Origin of the sequence: Salinivibrio sp. PR919, assembly GCF_001995355.1 — a bacterium.
Classification (GTDB): Bacteria; Pseudomonadota; Gammaproteobacteria; order Enterobacterales; family Vibrionaceae; genus Salinivibrio; species Salinivibrio proteolyticus.
This window is the reverse complement of sequence record NZ_MUFL01000078.1, coordinates 1-16,080: the sequence shown is the minus strand read 5'-3', so window position 1 is coordinate 16,080 and position 16,080 is coordinate 1. Positions and strand designations below refer to the sequence as shown.

Below are 16,080 nucleotides of genomic sequence, written 5' to 3'. Positions count from 1 at the left end.
CTTCAAAGCGGGCTTTATGTCGGCCAAGTCCGACATAGACGCTTTACGCCAATCAAACACGCCTTTAACTATCCCGTGTTTATGCCGCTGATTGATTTGGATGAGCTAAGCACACTGGCAGAGCGTGTGCGCGGCTTTCGACTCGGGAAGTGGGGGGTCGCAGCTTTTCATCACGCCGACTATTTCGCGGGGGAGTCGGACACCAAAGCGGCTTGTCTCGATAAACTCTATGCGCTAACCGGTGAGCGCATTTCGGGTAAAGTCTACGCATTATGCCAACTACGCTATTTGGGCGTGTACTTTAGCCCCGTGAACCTTTATTACATCTACGACACGGACAATCAGTGGCGGTATTTGTTGGCAGAGGTGAGTAATACCCCTTGGGGAGAGAAGCATTTTTATGCGATACCCGCGGGGAAGCGCTGGCAGCATGATAAAGCCTTTCATGTTTCGCCATTCAACCCGATTGAGCAACGGTATCACTGGCGGCTCAAACCACTGGGTGAACGTGTGCATGTGCACTTAGAAGCGCACCGAGATGATCGAGAGTTCGATGCCACTTTAGGTATGAAGCGGCGCCCCTTTACCACGAAAACCCTCAATAAACTATTGATCCGAACCCCGATCGAGACAGTAAAAGTTCTCATTGGTATTTATTGGCAGGCGCTCAAATTATGGATAAAGGGCGCACCGTTTTATCCGCACCCAGGTGCGAAGAAGGAGTAATTATGTCTGCGACGGACGTTTCTCAAACTCAACGCACGCTGACACGCAAAGAGCACTATGCTAAGCAGTTGGTTTACACATTACTGGCACATGTTAAAGATGCTTGTATCTCTTTAGTCGACGAGCAGGGGCAAACCTTACAATGTGGTGATCCACAAGCTAGCCTTCATGCCTCAGTGCTCGTCCACGATCCGCGCTTTTACACTCGCATGTTGACCGGCGGAAGTATTGCCGCCGCTGAAGCTTACGTGGATGGTTGGTGGGAATCTCCCAATCTGACCGATGTGATCCGCGTCTTTGCTCGCAACCTACATGCCATCGATCGCATTGAAAAACACACCGGTTGGTTGGTGAATCTTGGTAATAAGCTGGCACACTGGCGAAACCGCAACGAAAAAGACACCGCACGTCGTAATATTTCCGCGCATTACGATTTGGGTAATGATCTGTACCGCCACTTTCTTGATGAGCAGATGCTCTATTCTAGCGCTATTTACACCGAGAACACTGCGGGCCTGGAAGCGGCACAAATTGAGAAAATGGACCGCCTTTGTCGGCAACTCAAGCTCAAACCATCGGATCACTTAATTGAGATTGGGTCGGGCTGGGGGGCCATGGCTATCTACGCTGCTAAAGAGTACGGTTGCCGCGTCACCACGACGACGATTTCGGAAGAGCAGTATGCTTGGGCAAAAGCTCGCATTGAACAAGCGGGCCTGCAAAACCAAATCACCTTGCTAAAAGAAGATTACCGCGATCTTGACGGTGAGTACGATAAGCTCGTTTCGATTGAAATGATCGAAGCGGTAGGTAAAGAGTATCTCGATACCTTTGTGAAAAAGTGTCAATCGTTACTCAAACCTGAGGGACTGATGGCCATTCAAGCCATCACCATTGCCGATCAGCGCTATGAACACTATAGCCGGAATGTAGACTTTATCCAAAAGCACATTTTTCCTGGTGGCTTCTTACCATCAGTGAATGTATTGCTGGATCATTTTACCGCGCAGACCGATTTTGTGATTCGTGATTTAAAAGATATTGGTATCGATTACGCCAATACACTCGCCGACTGGCATCAGCGCTTTAACCAAAACGCAGATACGCTACAAACCTTTGGCTATGATGAACGCTTTGCGCGTTTGTGGCGATACTACTTCTGCTACTGTGAGGGGGGATTCCGCGAGCGCACCATCAGCGCTGTGCAGTTGCTGTTTAGTCGCCCCGCTTGGCGTGAGGCCTAACATCATGCGCTTTGTGGTGATCTCTCTGCTTTTTAACGTGTTTTGGTTCACGGCGGCGTTGGGGCAAAGTAGCACCCAGTGGTTACTAGTCGCCATGCTTGCCGCGGCGATTTTCTATCAGCGCGATGTCCTTTGGGCGATCATCACCTTAACGCCGATAGGCCTTGTCGGTGACAATGTGTTAATCCATTTTGGCTGGCTTGCCACTGAACCTGCATCAGCGTGGATGCCGGTGTGGCTGGCGCTACTTTGGTGCGGGTTCTGCGCCTTCGTTTGGTTGTTGCGTGAGATCATTCTCACCCATTCTCTATGGGCGATGAGTTTGATTGGCGCTTTGGGTGGCGCGAGCAGTTATGTTGCTGGAGAACGGCTTGGCGCGATTGTTTTTCCGCAACCTTGGCTCACCACAAGTCTCGTTCTGGTGGCGGTATGGGCGGTGTACAGTGTGATCCTTATCCACCTAATACGTTGGCTGGTAGAAAAAACACAGCCAACGACGTTGGCCTCAGGAGGTGAGTGATGAAAGCTATTCTGCTCGTGGGCTGGCTTACCTTAATCCTCTCGTGGCCGAGTTCTGCCGAGACGGCATCTCCTACTATGGAGAATGCATGGCAATCTTGGCCTCAAGTTGGCAAGGCAACACTCACATGGGGCTGGTGGACGATCTATCGCTCCGAGTTGCGTGCGCCTGACGGAGAGTATCAACCACAACAGCCACATGCATTGGTGATTACCTATGCTCGAGATATCAGCGACAAACGGCTGATGGAAGCGACGGACGATCAGTGGCAGCACCTTGGGTTCTCTGCATCGCAACGCGCAGTGTGGCTGGAAACAATCTCGCCAGCTTGGGGCGATATCAAGGAGAACGATCGTCTCGCATTTGTGCGCACCCGGACTGGTGGCTCGTTTTATTACCAACGCGCGGACCAAAACTGGCAGCTAACACTTAACCTGACCGATACGGCATTGGCCGACGCCTTCTTGGCCATTTGGTTATCAGAAAATACCGATTACCCCGATCACCGTAAAGCATTATTAGGAGATCCAACATGATTCTACCGACGAGGCAGATCCAGCGAATTCAGTGGGCCTTGCTCGCCGTGGCTGCGCTGCTGTTGACGGCGTGTTCAGCGGACATTGAAGACTACAAAGCGCGTACCCCTGCGTTTGACTTGTTTGAGTATTTTGAAGGACACACAAAAGCATGGGGTATGGTGCAAGATTTTTCTGGTGAGCAACGTCGGCGTTTTGAGGTAGATATCATTGGCACTGTGGATGGCGATACACTGACACTCGACGAGTCCTTTGTGTATGACGACGGCGAGACCCAAACGCGTGTTTGGACGATTACCCGCCACGCAGACGGCACCTATTCAGGGACCGCCGGAGATATCGTGGGCACTGCGACAGGAGTTGTCGAAGGGAATGCGTTAAATTGGCGCTATGATTTGGTTGTGCCCGTTGGCGATAGCGAGTATCAACTGCACTTTGACGACTGGATGTTCCGACAAGATTCAGATCATTTATTTAATGTCACCTCGATGCGCAAATGGGGGGTTGAAGTGGGGAAAGTGACTCTGTTTTTCCAGCGTATCAACAAGGAGGGCTAATTAGCCCATCCCTCTGGCTAAGCCGATCGCGCGTTGCAGGATCCACCGAAGCAACTTAGGGATCGGCGTTTTCAGTTCGTTCTCGGTATAGGCGATGATCGCGAGCGCGGCATCAGGTTTGGCGTAACGCTTGAGTGCCTTGGTAATGATGCGCCTGTCATTCATGTGAGGCTGTTGGCTTGTCATGCCTGCCATATCTCGGAACAAAGGTTCATAGCCGTTGTTATACAAGAAATGTTCAATGTCTTTATCCGGCAAAACGGTAAGCCTGACGCCCTCCGGCTGATTCTCAATCTGTCCGCGCGCTGTTGCGGCATACTTCTTCCCGGCCATATCACCATCGGCGACGAGGTGCCATTCAATCCCCAAGGCTTTGGCGGTTTTGATTAATGGACGTAGGCCGCTTTGTGCAAATTCAATTAAGTGGACGCCTTCGGCAGCGAGGTCATAACCTTGCAAGCGAGCTAGCTCATTAAATAACCAAATCTCCGTCTCGCCTTCAACCAACAGCCAGCAGCGCGCAAACAAGGCACTGGGGCGATGAAAGCGGACATGAAAGGTAACGCGACGGCGTTCATCTTTACTTAACAGCTGTGAGGGGACTTGGTGGCTGCGTGTTTCGGTCGGATGGCGTACCAATCTTCGGATATGATCAAGTTGAACCCCCGCCAAAAGATCACCGCTATTGGTGGTCAGTATTTTTTGCATCGGCATCAACTGGATAAGGCGCCAAGCTTGATTCAATAAGGTGGGGTGCAGGCGACCTTCGGGATCCTCAAATACCATGATCGGTCGCGCATTGCGTTTAAGCTGCTTTGGCCCTCGCGCTCGCACAAATGCGCTTAACAGTCCCATTAAAACAAGATGACTCTGATTGGAGGTATTGTTAGCCACTGCCTCTAAGGGATGCATTTGATTATGGGTAAACGCTAACGCTCCGGGGGCATGGATGGGGTAAGGGGGACGATCGTGCTCTTGTACGGCAAAGTAATGATCTAGCAGTTGCCGCATCGCATGTAGTCCGCTCTTAATCTCTCCTTTATTAACGTGTCCGGGCATCATTAACAACCGGCGATAGGTATTATCGAGCCGTTGCTCAAGGCGAGTATTGTCTTTGGTCACTGTTTGTCCGGGCACTCGCATGCGTCTTGCATCGCGTACCCGCACCACAGGGTGGATCTGCATGAGGTGCTGTGCCAGCGCATCGCTATCGATATCTTGAATGACATCGCCTTGACTGGATAGAAACTCGCGACGTACGTGGACTTTGCTTTCTTCTGTGGTGGCGCTCAAGCGATAATCGAGAGTGCGGCAACCCTCATGCTCGCCATTCCACACCGGTGTAAAGCGTCGATAGCGCCGCGCTTTATGTTCGCCAGCAAAGCTTTCTTGCCAACGCAGTACGATTTGAAATTGTTGTTCTGGGGCAATCCCTAGGGTGTGGTCAACATGAAAGTCCGAGCGTTTGAAGCTAGGGCGATCACCACTAGGATGCAAAGCGATTTCTAATGCGTCGAGAAGGGAAGATTTACCCCACGCATTTTCACCGATTAAAACGGTGAGTTCATCAACTTGTAGTGACAGGCGCTTAATGCCACGAAAGCCTGCTATTTCAATCCGGTCTAGTCTCATCGTCACCTCTCATTTACTGTATGACAGTTCTTGTTGAAAGGAAATAAATCCGGTGACGATTTTGTGCTATATCGCTGATTTATTGCTTTTATCTCATCATCTGATAGGCATTTTTTATTGGCGTTTGAAGTAGGAGTGCACTGAAAACCCTGCTAAAGTGTTAAGACTTTATAGGTCCCTACCTGCATCGCTCATCGTCAATTCTCTGCGACGTTCCGTGATGCAGATTAAGAGAAGCACTATGTTGTCGTTTGAAGCGTTACAGGTTTTAGATGCCATTGAGCGAAAAGGCAGTTTTGCCGCCGCAGCGGAGTCACTCAATCGTGCCCCTTCCTCACTGAGCTACCAAGTTCAAAAGCTGGAAGATGAGCTTGGACTAGTGATCTTTGATCGGTCCGGTCACCGTGCAACATTTACCGACGCCGGCCATTTATTGGTAGAGCGCGGACGCTTATTACTGAATGCGGCCGATGAGATGATTGCCGACGCGGCGTCGTTAGCTCATGGGTGGGAGCTCGAAATTCGGCTTGCCTATGACGGTTTGTTTAAAAGTGCGTTCTTTTTCCCGCTCATTGAGCGTCTTGCCAATAAAAGCAGCACGCGTTTGAAACTGTCAGAAGAAATTCTTGCCGGATGCTGGGAATCGCTCGCGCAAGATAGAGCAGATGTGCTGATTGCGCCGATCCCAGCGTCAGTTCCTCAAGGGATTAAGGTACAACCTTTAGGTGAAATGAGTGCGTACTGGGTTGCCACGCCTGATCATCCCATTCATAAGGAATCGCGACCTGTCGACCCGGATATTCGGGCTGGTTATCGGGGAGTTGCGGTTGCCGATACTGCACGCGGCATGCAGCCGATTACTTACAATGTGTTGGAAGATCAACCACGTTTAACCGTCAGCTCGATGCATGATAAGTATCAAGCGATATTGGCAGGTCAGGGGATTGGTACTTTACCGTGGTTTTGGATCCAAGATGACTTGAAAGCGGGTCGTCTTAAGCTATTGAAGGGCAGCACACCTTTCGAGTTAAAAATGGGACTCGCGTGGAAGCGCAACCGTATGGGCAATGCGAAATCTTGGTTGGTGCGGCAAGTTCCTAAGCTGCTTGCGCCCTATTTGCAAGCCGGTGACATTCCAATTGATACGCCGTAATCGGTTTATGCATCTTGGTTTTTATGCAGTGGCAGCAGCATATCCACCACGCCGTCTGCCATCTGCACATCAATACTAAAACCGCACTTTTGTGCTAATCCAATCATGCCTCGGTTCGCCGGCATTGTCATGCCGGTAATGCGAGACAGGCCGGCCTGTTTGGCGTAATCGATGATCGCAGTCATCAAGATACTGCCAAGGCCAACGCCTTTTAAATCCGAGCGCACCAGCACGGCGAACTCGGCTTCTGTATTTTCAGGATCAGCCAGCAAACGGACCACGCCCCAAATTTCTTCTTGTCCAGAAGGAGAGGTGTAGGTCGCAACCAGTGCCATTTCTCGGTCGTAGTCAATCTGAGTGAGGTTGGCGAGGGCCTCATGGTTAAGTTCACCCACGTCAGAGAAAAAGCGACGATAAAGATCTTCCTCCGATACTTGCTCTACAAATGCTTTGTGGGTTGGCTCATCTTCGGGAAGAATAGGACGTAATAGCAATGTATTGCCATTTTTTAAGGTAACCTGTTGCTCAAGCTCTTTAGGATAGGGGCGTATCGCCAAACGTTGATGCTGACTACCGGCATAATCACGCAATTGTAGAGAGGCGTCTAATACAGTGAGCTCGTCGCCAGCGACTAACAGTGGGTGAATATCCAGTTCGTCAATTTCAGGACAATCAATGATCATCTGTGACAGTGTCACTAAAAAGCGGCATAAACTGGGCACATCAATGGAAACGGGGAAGCCGCGCTGTTTGATTTTGCCAGACTTAATCGCGCCAATCACCAAATAGCGGGCTAACGCCATATTGAGCGGCGGGATGGCCACCGCGGCATCTTTGGTCACGTCCCAGTCCGAGCCACCTTCACCCAATAAGATAATGGTGCCAAACACGGGATCATTACTGATGGTCACTCTTAGCTCTTGCGCACCGGCGCGGGGAGCCATGGATTGAATCAATAAGCCTTGAATGCGTGCGTTTGGGAATGTCATAGACACGSGGTCCAAAATGGCTTGTGAAGCATTCGCCACTTCAGCGGCCGTGCGCAAGTTGAGCATCACGCCTTGTACATCCGACTTATGCTGGATATCCGGCGATCTCAGTTTCACCGCAACCGGATAGCCCACTTGCTCGGCAATTTGCGCCGCTTCGACCGGATCGCTAGCCAGCCAGGTTGACATGACGTGTAAGCCATACGCTTCAAGAAGAGGGCGGACTTCATGTGTGGTGAGAGTGAGGTGCTCAATGTCTTCAGCTTGATCGATAAAGGCGCGAACCGCCGGCAAATCGTAGTCTGTTTGTCCGGTGGACGTGGGCGTTTCCATCAACTGCTTTTGGTTACGCCGGTACTCTACCAAATGCATGTAGGCGGTAACGGCGCTTTCTGGTGTGCGATAGGTCGGGTAGCCCGCGTGGGTAAATGCTAATCGAGCCACGGTGGCGTCATCGCCTTCGCCTTGCCAGTTAGTGAGAATATTAAAACGCCGCGCGCGCGGGTTTTCCTTGAGAGCAGCGATAATGGCTTTCGCGGTAGCCAGCCCCGGCGCCGTGACCGAGGGTGAATGCATGATAAGCAGTGCATCGGCATCATCACTCGCCAACAGAATATCAATGGCATCTTGGTATCGTTGTGTGTCCGCATCGCCTACGATATCGATCGGGTTGGTACGCGACCAACTTGCGGGTAATACCTGATTCAACGCTTCAATAGTTTTCTCACTGAGGGACGCCAACTTACCGCCCGACTCCATCAGTGTATCGACCGCCATAACGGCAGGGCCGCCGCCATTGGTAATAATGGCCAAACGCTCGCCACGTAAAGGAACGGAGTGCGACAAGGTTTCGACCGCGGCGAATAGTTCGTGAGTGTTGTTCACGCGCAGCATCCCCGAGCGACGAATGGCGGCGTCATAGGCTGCATCGAGGCCCATATTGGTGTGGCTCAGCTGTTCCAATGCCACCGAGCCACCGCGAGTGCGGCCACTTTTTAGCACCAAAATACGTCGGTTACGTGCCGCGGCGCGAGCGGCGGAAATAAATCGTCTCGCATCACGGATTGAGTCCACATAAAGCAAAATGGCATCGGTTTTACTGTCGCGACACAGATAATCCAATAATTCTGGAAAATCGATGTCACAGGCTTCGCCGAGTGAAATAAAGGTCGAGAAGCCGATTCGCTTATTTTTGGCCCAGTCTAAAATTGTGGTGCAGACAGCGGCGGATTGAGAAATAAAGGCAATGTTTCCTTTATTGGCAGACACAGGCGCAAATGACGCATTCAAATTGAGCCAAGGCAGAATCATCCCCAGACTGTTCGGTCCAAGCACCCGCATGGTATAGCGCGCCGCAATGGCCTGCATATGTGAAAAGTGACTTTCGCCTTGCTCATTAAATTGCCCGCGCATGCCCGCTGCTAGCACGATCACTAATTTGACGCCACGTTCGCCCAGCTGTTCGATGAGACTGAGATTGTGCTCGCCGCGGGTACACAGGATGGCTAAGTCAGGCACTAATGGCAGTGCTTCGATGGTTTTGTAGGCCAGTATTCCCGCAACCGCCTGATATTTCGGCGTGACGGGCATGATTGGGCCTTGAAATCCCCCCGATTGCAGGTTGCGAGTCACCACATACCCAGCGCGGTTAGCTTGGTCTGAGGCACCAACAACCGCGATTGATTTGGGCTTAAGTAACTGATCAATCCCTGACATAACGCTCCTCCTTTGCGTGGCATGATAAGCCGAGAAACAGGATAGATTGTCAGCCAGTGTATCTATTCGTGCTTGAATTCAGCGGTTTTTTTTAACGCAATGTGATCTGTGCGGAGCAGAATTTATTCAACACGATACACTGAAAAACAGGCAGGGGTGGCCATCTGTGAGCTGCAGCCGAAACCTTACGCCGCCACCTAAGTTTTTATTGAATGGTTGTTAGGTCGGGGGCACAATGACACAAACTTGGATAACTGACAGAATTGCAATGAAAAAATTGGCCTTATTGGCTGTTGCCGCGCTCTTGACGGGATGCAGCGGTGGCGGCGTCACTACCGAAATCTATAGTCAGACCATTGAGTCGACCGATACCCGTGCGAACGAACAGCCAGAGATGGCGAAAGCGGAGCCGATGCCACAAGCTCAGCCAAAACCTGCGCCTAAAAAGCAAACGGTAAAACCAGCGAAACAAGGGCCGGGCTATACCATTCAAGTTGTAGCACTGAGTCACGATCGTGGATTTAGCGATTACGCTAAACGCTTACCCAGCGATCAGCCGCTTTGGAGCAATAAAAAAATGGTCGATGGTTTGCCTTGGTACACCTTGCTCTATGGCGAGTATCCAACCCGAGATGCGGCCAAGCAAGCGATTCAGGCGCTTCCACAAACAGTGCGCCAATATGGCCCATTTGTTCGCTCCATTGCGGATATCAAACGCTCGTCCAACCCACAAATGGTGCGCGTTAACTAAGCGCGGCCCATTTGCTGAACTGGCCGGCGATTTGCCGGCTTTTTTGTGTGTGGTGGATGACGCACAGCTGAGCGCCTGGTGTGCCGTACTCACTTGTATAATTGACAAGCAATTGACTATCAAAGCGGGCATAAAGATTGTTTGGATAATGAAAGCTAGCGAACAATTGTCTACTATGGCTTAAAAGTCAGCAAAATACGTGCATGACACGTCTTGTGAGAAAATGATGAGTAAAATAAACCTTCTTTTGCTGTGTGGTGGCGGTGGCGCTGAACATGCGATTTCTTTGATTTCGGCTCAGTATCTTGAGTCACAACTGGCAAAACTGCCGCGAGTGAAAGTCCATAAAGTGGAAATGACCGATCAAGGTTGGCATTTAGCGGATGGCATGCGCTGCCACTTGGATACCGATGGCATGCTGTGTAGCAAGGTAGAACACACCCAAATCCATTATGTGGTGCCTTGTATTCACGGCTTTCCCGGTGAGACAGGCGATATTCAATCATTATTAGAAATTACAGGCTTGCCTTATCTCGGTTGCGGACCTGAAGCGAGCCGAGTGTGCTTTAATAAAATCACCTCCAAGCTATGGTTTGACGCCCTTGGGATTCCGAATACACCTTACGTCTTTTTAACCGATCAAAGCCCAAGTAGCTTGGCTCGGGCACGCACTTTTTATGACGAGCAAGGGGCGGTTTTTGTAAAAGCGGCAAGCCAAGGCTCCAGCGTGGGCTGCTACCGTGTGGCGAAAGACGATGAGCTAGAAGCGCGAATTGCAGATGCGTTTACGTTTTCAGACCAAGTGCTTATCGAGAAAGCGATCAAACCACGTGAGCTTGAAGTCGCCGCGTTCCACATGGGAGAGGATGTAATTGTCACACCGCCGGGCGAAATCAGCTGCCCAGAGAACACCTTCTACACCTACGAGGAAAAGTACAGCGACGGGAGCCATAGCAATACGCATATTGAAGCGGCGAACCTCACGGATCAACAAATAGAGGCGATTCAACAGTATGCGCGTCAAGCATTTGTGCACCTACGCTTAAAAGATTTGTCTCGTATCGACTTCTTTTTGAGTGACGACAATCAAATCTTACTGAATGAAATCAATACTTTCCCAGGAATGACCCCGATTTCGATGTTCCCCAAATTGGTAGAGCATCATGGTTATTCTTTCCACGAATATCTCGCCCAGTGTATTAGCAAAGCAACAGGGAAACGGGTAATTTAGGCGCTACTCTGTAGGCTTTTTATGTCGGTAACGTGCCTTGGCTTGCTCACTGGCTTCGCGGTTGCCGACATATTGCGCCGGCATAGCCGGACTTTTCCAGCGGCCTAGATGTTGGATTTGCTTGATACTTAACCCTTGCTTTGCCAGAGCTTTACTTGCCCCTACGCGTGGTGATTGTCCAGAGAACATCACTGATTCCCCTAACACATCACTGGCGCGGCGAAAAACGCGATAAATTGAAGAGGGGTCTAACGGTGTGTCGCCTAAGTGACCATGCTTGTTAATTCGTCGCAGTAGGGGGCCTTGATGGATCCCACTGTACTCGAGCCAAGTGGCGAGTGTCATTGCCGTTTGTTCAGAGAGCACAACCCGTTGCTCTCCAATCATCACATAGGCTTTTTCGCCGTCATACATAACATCTTCTGCGGCGAGTGCGGCGAGTTCACTGCGTTTGAGTAAGCCCTCATAACACAATGACCAAATTAAAAGATCGCGAATATCGCGCAGTCGCTTGCTTGATTGGAACTGCTCTCGAAGTGCTGACAGGTGTCTTTTTTTAAATGGTGCGGCCTCTTTTGCCTCTGGGAGTTTCGCAGCAAGCAACCGCGCCATGGCATATTTCACTTCGCGATGCTTACTCGGATCTCGCTGACGGTGTAAGCGATGCACCAAGCCCACAGTAACAATGATTCGGCGGATCGCCGATACTTTTCGCTGCTGAGAGGTGAGTTCAGCAAATCGACGCAGTGTTGTCACCGCGCAGGGTAACGCCGTGACATGTTGGCTTTGGCAAAAAGAAACAAAAACTTGCCAGTCATTTCGATAGCTTAGTAGAGAGTTTCGACTGTACCGAGATTCTGTCACACCATTCCAATCCTCAACGGAGAGTATGCCCTGGTTAAATTTTTGAATACTCGCACTTAAGTTCTTGTCATCAATGGGATTAATCTTTTTCATAGCGCACTATAACTTTATTGCTATACGAATATAATAACAGCAACCAAAGAATAAAACTTGAAACATATCGCACTTTGTCTAACCACCTGTCTTTCCAAGACTGAAAATTAGTGAAAATCCTCGAACTCAACGTGATAATAGTCTAAAAATTTAGTAGGTTCGTAACTCATAATAGGTAGATTACTATTGTGGGAACGGCATCAGGAGGAAACTATGACCCAACGCCTTTTTCACCGTGGCTACACCATTGAGAAAGTAGAAGGCTCTGGTGATATCCAAGAGGTGTATCGTGCACGGCTAGGCGGTAAAGTTGTGTCTGGCAGCTTGACTGGTGTCAAAAAGTCGATTGAATGGTGGGTCGATACCAGCATGGTCACTGATCCTGCCGAGTTTGATGCGCTTGCTCGTAAACAAACCCGCCAAGTCGAAGAGTACAAAGGGTTTCGCCTGATGAATGACGATCCCGAGAAAGACGAAAAGGGCTGGTACATGATGGTTCGGGGAAACCTGATGAAAGGAACCTTACCCGCCCTCAAACTTTATATTGATCGCAACGGCGAAAAACTGCGCGCCTAATACACTCAATGTATACCAACCAATAAGATGAGCGGCTTTATCTGCAAAGCCGCTTTTTGTTTTGGTATAGTCTCACCAAGGTTTTCACATTACGTATACACCATGTCTGATAACAACCGATTAGTTTATTCTACCGAAACCGGCCGCATCAAAGAGGCAACGGAAAAGCCAGTTCGCCCAAGGGGAGATGGCATCGTTCGTATTCAGCGCCAAACAAAAGGGCGTAAAGGGAAGGGCGTTAGCTTAGTAACAGGGCTGGATCTTGAAGACGCGGCGTTAAAACTACTCGCCGCCGAGCTTAAAAAAGTATGCGGCTGTGGTGGCGCGATTAAAGACGGCGTTATCGAAATCCAAGGGGATAAACGCGATCAAATCAAAGCCCATCTTGAGAAAAAAGGCCACACCGTCAAACTCGCCGGTGGATAAAAAACGGGCAGCGCATGCTGCCCATTGTCTATGATTTGCCATAATGGATGCTGACTAAGGATTACTCTCCGGATCAATCAACACGTCAAAGCGCTCGTTACCGTGAAGTGATTCAAAGTCAGCCTCTTCACGAGCCGCTTCACGCAGAGAAGCGCTTTCCGCCACGGCGACTTCCAAGTCAGATATCGCTTGCTCTTCCGCACCAAGACGGGCATAAGCACAAGCACGCTGGAAGAGGGCGTTGGCATTTTTGTCATCCACTTCTAAAACACGGTTACTGATACTCAACGCCCAATGGTATTCACCCATTTCCATCGCGGCATCCGCTTTATGAGTGAGGGCTTCTAGATCACCAGGGCGAATTTTTAAAATCTCATTGTAGATTTCCATCCGTTGTTCTGGCGTTTGTGAATGCTGTGCGCGTAACCAAAGGTTATGGATCTCATTAATCCGTTCAATTTCTTTGTTATTCTCGGCGATGATACGTGTTTTGCGTTTCAAATCGCGCTCTAACGCTTGGAACTTTCGCTCATATTGTTCAGCAATTTCCGATAACTGTTGGTCAGCGAGTTCTTTGGTGTTGTTCTTAATATCACGCAACGATTGCCAACCAACCAGTGCGATCAATGATGCAGCGCCCGCAATCAAATAGAAAAAGTAGGTGACGGTGACATTGGCATAGTTAAGTGATTTGTCCGCCACGTCTAATTCACGGTCGGTAATCTCAACCACCATACGCTTTTCAAGGGCTTGGAAGTCTGTTCTGAGATTACGAATCTCATCCAAAACATAGCGTTCCATCAATGGCTTGTCATAAATACTTTGTTCCGCATACGACTTAGGTTGTGCGGAGGCTTGTTTGGCTTCGCCTTCATCCTCGGCAGACACACTGAAGCTGGTCAATGCGACTAACAGCCAAGCCACTATTTGAACTCTCATTTTTTCCCTTATTTAACGGTTCGCGTACAAACTAGCAAAACTGTAGCAAACCTTGCAGCACCTAAAAAGGTCAACAGGCGGAAACTGCTGAGATAACACTAAATATACCCATAAAAGATCATCATTTAGCTTATCACTGCGAGATTGAAGCACCTTAGGTCAAGCGAAGCATTTGAACTGAGTGGATTAAAGAAAGTGGTGATTAGCTATTTTATGGTAAATATACGATTACGTTGAATAGTCGCGTAAACACAGTGAAGGGGACAAAACGTATCGACGAGGAATGCAGGCACTTGTCTTGTTGATGCCAATCTTGATCTGACGGATATATCATTTAACATAACATAGATAATGCGCACCAAAGGATGGCTTGTTAACAAATGCCGGATAATTTGCGTAAATCCATTCTAACCCCCCGAATTATCAGCCTTTCAGTGATGTTCTTGTTTTTTATCTGCCTTGTTTTCTGTATCTTTTCGCCATGCCGCGCTTTTTCCTTTTTTCACTGGTTTTTGTCTTTCGCGGCTGCAATTCGCTTTTTCCGATTAAATGTGCGCGCATCAATCGAAAAAAACCAACAAATTAAAGATGTATTTGTGAGGTTTATCACATGATGATTGACGCATTTCGAACGCTTTTTTGGCGTGAATTCGATTCGATAAACGCTGGTGCGCAATATTTCCATGTCAAAGCCGTGACGGTCAAACGCTGGTTAGACGGCACCACGCCGCCCAATCCTATGGCTGAAAAGCTGCTGATCATCAAAGCGCGCGGCTATCTGCCGAATGATACGCGGTGGTCGGGTTTTCGTGTTGATGAAGAAAACGGCTTTTTAGTGACGCCCGACGGCCATAAATTTAATCCAAAAGATTTGGACGCCTACCCACTTTGGCGTGGTGAGTATTTGGAGCTTTTGCGGCGTCACGGTCACATCAAAGGCCGCGTTCAGGTGCAGCCGCCGCGTGAACACCCTAAACCATTTCGTGGTGGCCGTCGTTGCGAGGCCGCGCCGTGGATCCCTATTCGCGACAAAATAAAAAAATGATATTGGTCGCATTTTGATATTTATCGTGCGATTCGCACTATCACTAATGCGAATCGCACGATATAGTAAAAACACATTCAGAGACATGGGACGGGTTAACATGAAAATTGCCAGCATGGCCGCGATTGTGACTTGCTTAGGGAGTCGCGCCAAAGCAGCAAACATCATCAAGGATTTAACCGGCTACGCGATTTCACCCAGCACGATTGGCCGCATTGAACGTGGCGAGTGTAAGCCAGCCATTGACCACTTAACACGCTATGTTCTAACACGCCACATTACCGATAACGAAAAGGAACGCACTATGACTAATGCTATTTCAGAAGCTAAAACATTTGATGAAGTCATCGAAATTATCAACGCCAGTGCAAACGGAGAAGCATCGCCCTACTTTGGTGGCACTGATTTACGCGAGCCGCACGATATGGCCGGACAATATGCCTTTGAAGCGGCCGAGGAATCTGGCTATCTTGATGATGATAGCATCAGTGCACATTTAGATTTGTTGCAAGAATCGGGGGCTAGGTTTGATTATCAGGATGCGCTGAAAGTAGCCTTGTCGTATAAGTATAAATAAGGCCCTGATGGGCCTTTTTTTACGGATTAACTCTCGCTCCGAGGATTGCAATTAACTGCTCACGAGATAAAGGTGCTCCCACACGAAATTCCATTCTCATGGGCAAGAAGATATCCAGCATGGCCTGATATTTAGCAACCTTGGGGTAATGTGAGTTTATGTATGCCCTTTCACCAATACCGGAAAAAAGGTCCATTTCATCAACTAAAAATCTAGCCACGAGTTTATAGTCAGACTCATTGTTGCCATCGAAGCCTTCAAACTCAGATGTTATAGCACTAGATTCATCTAACACATGCTGCTTATCTTGAGGATTCAAGCTATCGAAACTCACTTCAATGATTWCGTACATATCAAAGACATTACATACAAAATCTACTGTCTCGCTACTAATTTGCTCTAAAGGGATATTTTTACCTATATGTTCCATATCTAGCGCCCACTGGCAACCACTTGATATGGCCTTGCGTACAAATTTCGCATTAATACTCGCATGGTCTGGGTT

General features: G+C 49.1%; 17 protein-coding genes. 12 read left to right on the top strand and 5 right to left on the bottom strand.

Annotation, left to right across the window (positions count from 1 at the left end; genetic code table 11):
- The 5 genes from BZG83_RS13290 to BZG83_RS13270 all read left to right on the top strand — a co-directional run.
- On the top strand, positions 1-726 hold a 726-nt coding region (locus tag BZG83_RS13290), incomplete at its 5' end, for a DUF1365 domain-containing protein (protein WP_241828295.1).
- Between the two features lie 2 nt (positions 727-728).
- On the top strand, positions 729-1,970 hold the full coding sequence (locus BZG83_RS13285) for an SAM-dependent methyltransferase (RefSeq protein ID WP_077481246.1): 1,242 nt from the start codon (positions 729-731) through the stop codon (positions 1,968-1,970).
- Positions 1,971-1,974: 4 nt separating this feature from the next.
- Complete coding sequence (locus tag BZG83_RS13280) at positions 1,975-2,490, top strand: DUF2878 domain-containing protein (protein ID WP_158011466.1); 516 nt, start codon at positions 1,975-1,977, stop codon at positions 2,488-2,490.
- Positions 2,490-3,026 (top strand): hypothetical protein, encoded by a 537-nt coding sequence (locus tag BZG83_RS13275; RefSeq protein WP_077481242.1) that lies wholly within the window; start codon positions 2,490-2,492, stop codon positions 3,024-3,026. Before BZG83_RS13280 ends, BZG83_RS13275 begins: the two co-directional genes overlap by 1 nt.
- A complete protein-coding gene (locus BZG83_RS13270) occupies positions 3,023-3,583 on the top strand; it encodes a DUF3833 domain-containing protein (RefSeq protein WP_077481240.1) in 561 nt (186 codons plus the stop codon). Before BZG83_RS13275 ends, BZG83_RS13270 begins: the two co-directional genes overlap by 4 nt.
- Here the strand turns inward: BZG83_RS13270 and BZG83_RS13265 are convergent, their stop codons facing one another.
- On the bottom strand, positions 3,584-5,215 hold the full coding sequence (locus BZG83_RS13265) for a DUF2813 domain-containing protein (protein ID WP_077481238.1): 1,632 nt from the start codon (positions 5,213-5,215) through the stop codon (positions 3,584-3,586).
- A gap of 241 nt (positions 5,216-5,456) precedes the next feature.
- Here BZG83_RS13265 and BZG83_RS13260 point away from each other — a divergent pair, with 241 nt between their 5' ends.
- Complete coding sequence (locus BZG83_RS13260) at positions 5,457-6,368, top strand: LysR family transcriptional regulator (protein WP_077481236.1); 912 nt, start codon at positions 5,457-5,459, stop codon at positions 6,366-6,368.
- A gap of 5 nt (positions 6,369-6,373) precedes the next feature.
- Here BZG83_RS13260 and BZG83_RS13255 read toward each other — a convergent pair whose 3' ends face one another.
- Complete coding sequence (locus BZG83_RS13255; protein WP_077481235.1) at positions 6,374-9,073, bottom strand: bifunctional acetate--CoA ligase family protein/GNAT family N-acetyltransferase; 2,700 nt, start codon at positions 9,071-9,073, stop codon at positions 6,374-6,376.
- 268 nt (positions 9,074-9,341) lie between these two features.
- On the opposite strand from BZG83_RS13255, the gene BZG83_RS13250 reads away from it, so the two are divergent.
- Both BZG83_RS13250 and BZG83_RS13245 read left to right on the top strand, forming a co-directional pair.
- Positions 9,342-9,824 (top strand): SPOR domain-containing protein, encoded by a 483-nt coding sequence (locus tag BZG83_RS13250; RefSeq protein ID WP_077481233.1) that lies wholly within the window; start codon positions 9,342-9,344, stop codon positions 9,822-9,824.
- 226 nt (positions 9,825-10,050) lie between these two features.
- Positions 10,051-11,055 (top strand): D-alanine--D-alanine ligase, encoded by a 1,005-nt coding sequence (locus BZG83_RS13245; RefSeq protein WP_077481231.1) that lies wholly within the window; start codon positions 10,051-10,053, stop codon positions 11,053-11,055.
- A gap of 3 nt (positions 11,056-11,058) precedes the next feature.
- Here the strand turns inward: BZG83_RS13245 and BZG83_RS13240 are convergent, their stop codons facing one another.
- Positions 11,059-12,012, bottom strand: a complete 954-nt coding sequence (locus BZG83_RS13240) for a tyrosine-type recombinase/integrase (protein WP_077481229.1) — start codon at positions 12,010-12,012, stop codon at positions 11,059-11,061.
- 213 nt (positions 12,013-12,225) lie between these two features.
- On the opposite strand from BZG83_RS13240, the gene BZG83_RS13235 reads away from it, so the two are divergent.
- Entirely contained in the window at positions 12,226-12,588 is a 363-nt protein-coding gene (locus tag BZG83_RS13235) for a DUF3319 domain-containing protein (RefSeq protein WP_077481227.1), read from the top strand.
- 102 nt (positions 12,589-12,690) lie between these two features.
- Positions 12,691-13,014 carry a stress response translation initiation inhibitor YciH gene (yciH, locus tag BZG83_RS13230; RefSeq protein ID WP_077481225.1) on the top strand — a complete coding sequence of 108 codons (324 nt, stop codon included), beginning with the start codon at positions 12,691-12,693 and terminating at the stop codon, positions 13,012-13,014.
- A gap of 54 nt (positions 13,015-13,068) precedes the next feature.
- On the opposite strand, the gene BZG83_RS13225 is transcribed toward yciH, so the two are convergent.
- Positions 13,069-13,953, bottom strand: a complete 885-nt coding sequence (locus BZG83_RS13225; protein ID WP_077481223.1) for a TPR end-of-group domain-containing protein — start codon at positions 13,951-13,953, stop codon at positions 13,069-13,071.
- A 610-nt stretch (positions 13,954-14,563) separates the two neighbouring features.
- On the opposite strand from BZG83_RS13225, the gene BZG83_RS13215 reads away from it, so the two are divergent.
- Positions 14,564-14,998, top strand: a complete 435-nt coding sequence (locus tag BZG83_RS13215; protein WP_077481219.1) for a DUF3653 domain-containing protein — start codon at positions 14,564-14,566, stop codon at positions 14,996-14,998.
- Between the two features lie 100 nt (positions 14,999-15,098).
- On the top strand, positions 15,099-15,575 hold the full coding sequence (locus tag BZG83_RS13210; RefSeq protein ID WP_077481217.1) for a hypothetical protein: 477 nt from the start codon (positions 15,099-15,101) through the stop codon (positions 15,573-15,575).
- A gap of 19 nt (positions 15,576-15,594) precedes the next feature.
- Here the strand turns inward: BZG83_RS13210 and BZG83_RS13205 are convergent.
- On the bottom strand, positions 15,595-16,080 hold a 486-nt coding region (locus BZG83_RS13205; protein ID WP_077481215.1), incomplete at its 5' end, for a YfbU family protein.

Coding starts and splice junctions, on each gene's coding strand:
- BZG83_RS13285 (WP_077481246.1), top strand. CDS start 729: ATGTCTGCGACGGACGTTTCTCAAACTCAACGCACGCTGACACGCAAA.
- BZG83_RS13280 (WP_158011466.1), top strand. CDS start 1,975: ATGCGCTTTGTGGTGATCTCTCTGCTTTTTAACGTGTTTTGGTTCACG.
- BZG83_RS13275 (WP_077481242.1), top strand. CDS start 2,490: ATGAAAGCTATTCTGCTCGTGGGCTGGCTTACCTTAATCCTCTCGTGG.
- BZG83_RS13270 (WP_077481240.1), top strand. CDS start 3,023: ATGATTCTACCGACGAGGCAGATCCAGCGAATTCAGTGGGCCTTGCTC.
- BZG83_RS13265 (WP_077481238.1), bottom strand. CDS start 5,215: ATGAGACTAGACCGGATTGAAATAGCAGGCTTTCGTGGCATTAAGCGC.
- BZG83_RS13260 (WP_077481236.1), top strand. CDS start 5,457: ATGTTGTCGTTTGAAGCGTTACAGGTTTTAGATGCCATTGAGCGAAAA.
- BZG83_RS13250 (WP_077481233.1), top strand. CDS start 9,342: ATGAAAAAATTGGCCTTATTGGCTGTTGCCGCGCTCTTGACGGGATGC.
- BZG83_RS13245 (WP_077481231.1), top strand. CDS start 10,051: ATGAGTAAAATAAACCTTCTTTTGCTGTGTGGTGGCGGTGGCGCTGAA.
- BZG83_RS13240 (WP_077481229.1), bottom strand. CDS start 12,012: ATGAAAAAGATTAATCCCATTGATGACAAGAACTTAAGTGCGAGTATT.
- BZG83_RS13235 (WP_077481227.1), top strand. CDS start 12,226: ATGACCCAACGCCTTTTTCACCGTGGCTACACCATTGAGAAAGTAGAA.
- yciH (WP_077481225.1), top strand. CDS start 12,691: ATGTCTGATAACAACCGATTAGTTTATTCTACCGAAACCGGCCGCATC.
- BZG83_RS13225 (WP_077481223.1), bottom strand. CDS start 13,953: ATGAGAGTTCAAATAGTGGCTTGGCTGTTAGTCGCATTGACCAGCTTC.
- BZG83_RS13215 (WP_077481219.1), top strand. CDS start 14,564: ATGATGATTGACGCATTTCGAACGCTTTTTTGGCGTGAATTCGATTCG.
- BZG83_RS13210 (WP_077481217.1), top strand. CDS start 15,099: ATGAAAATTGCCAGCATGGCCGCGATTGTGACTTGCTTAGGGAGTCGC.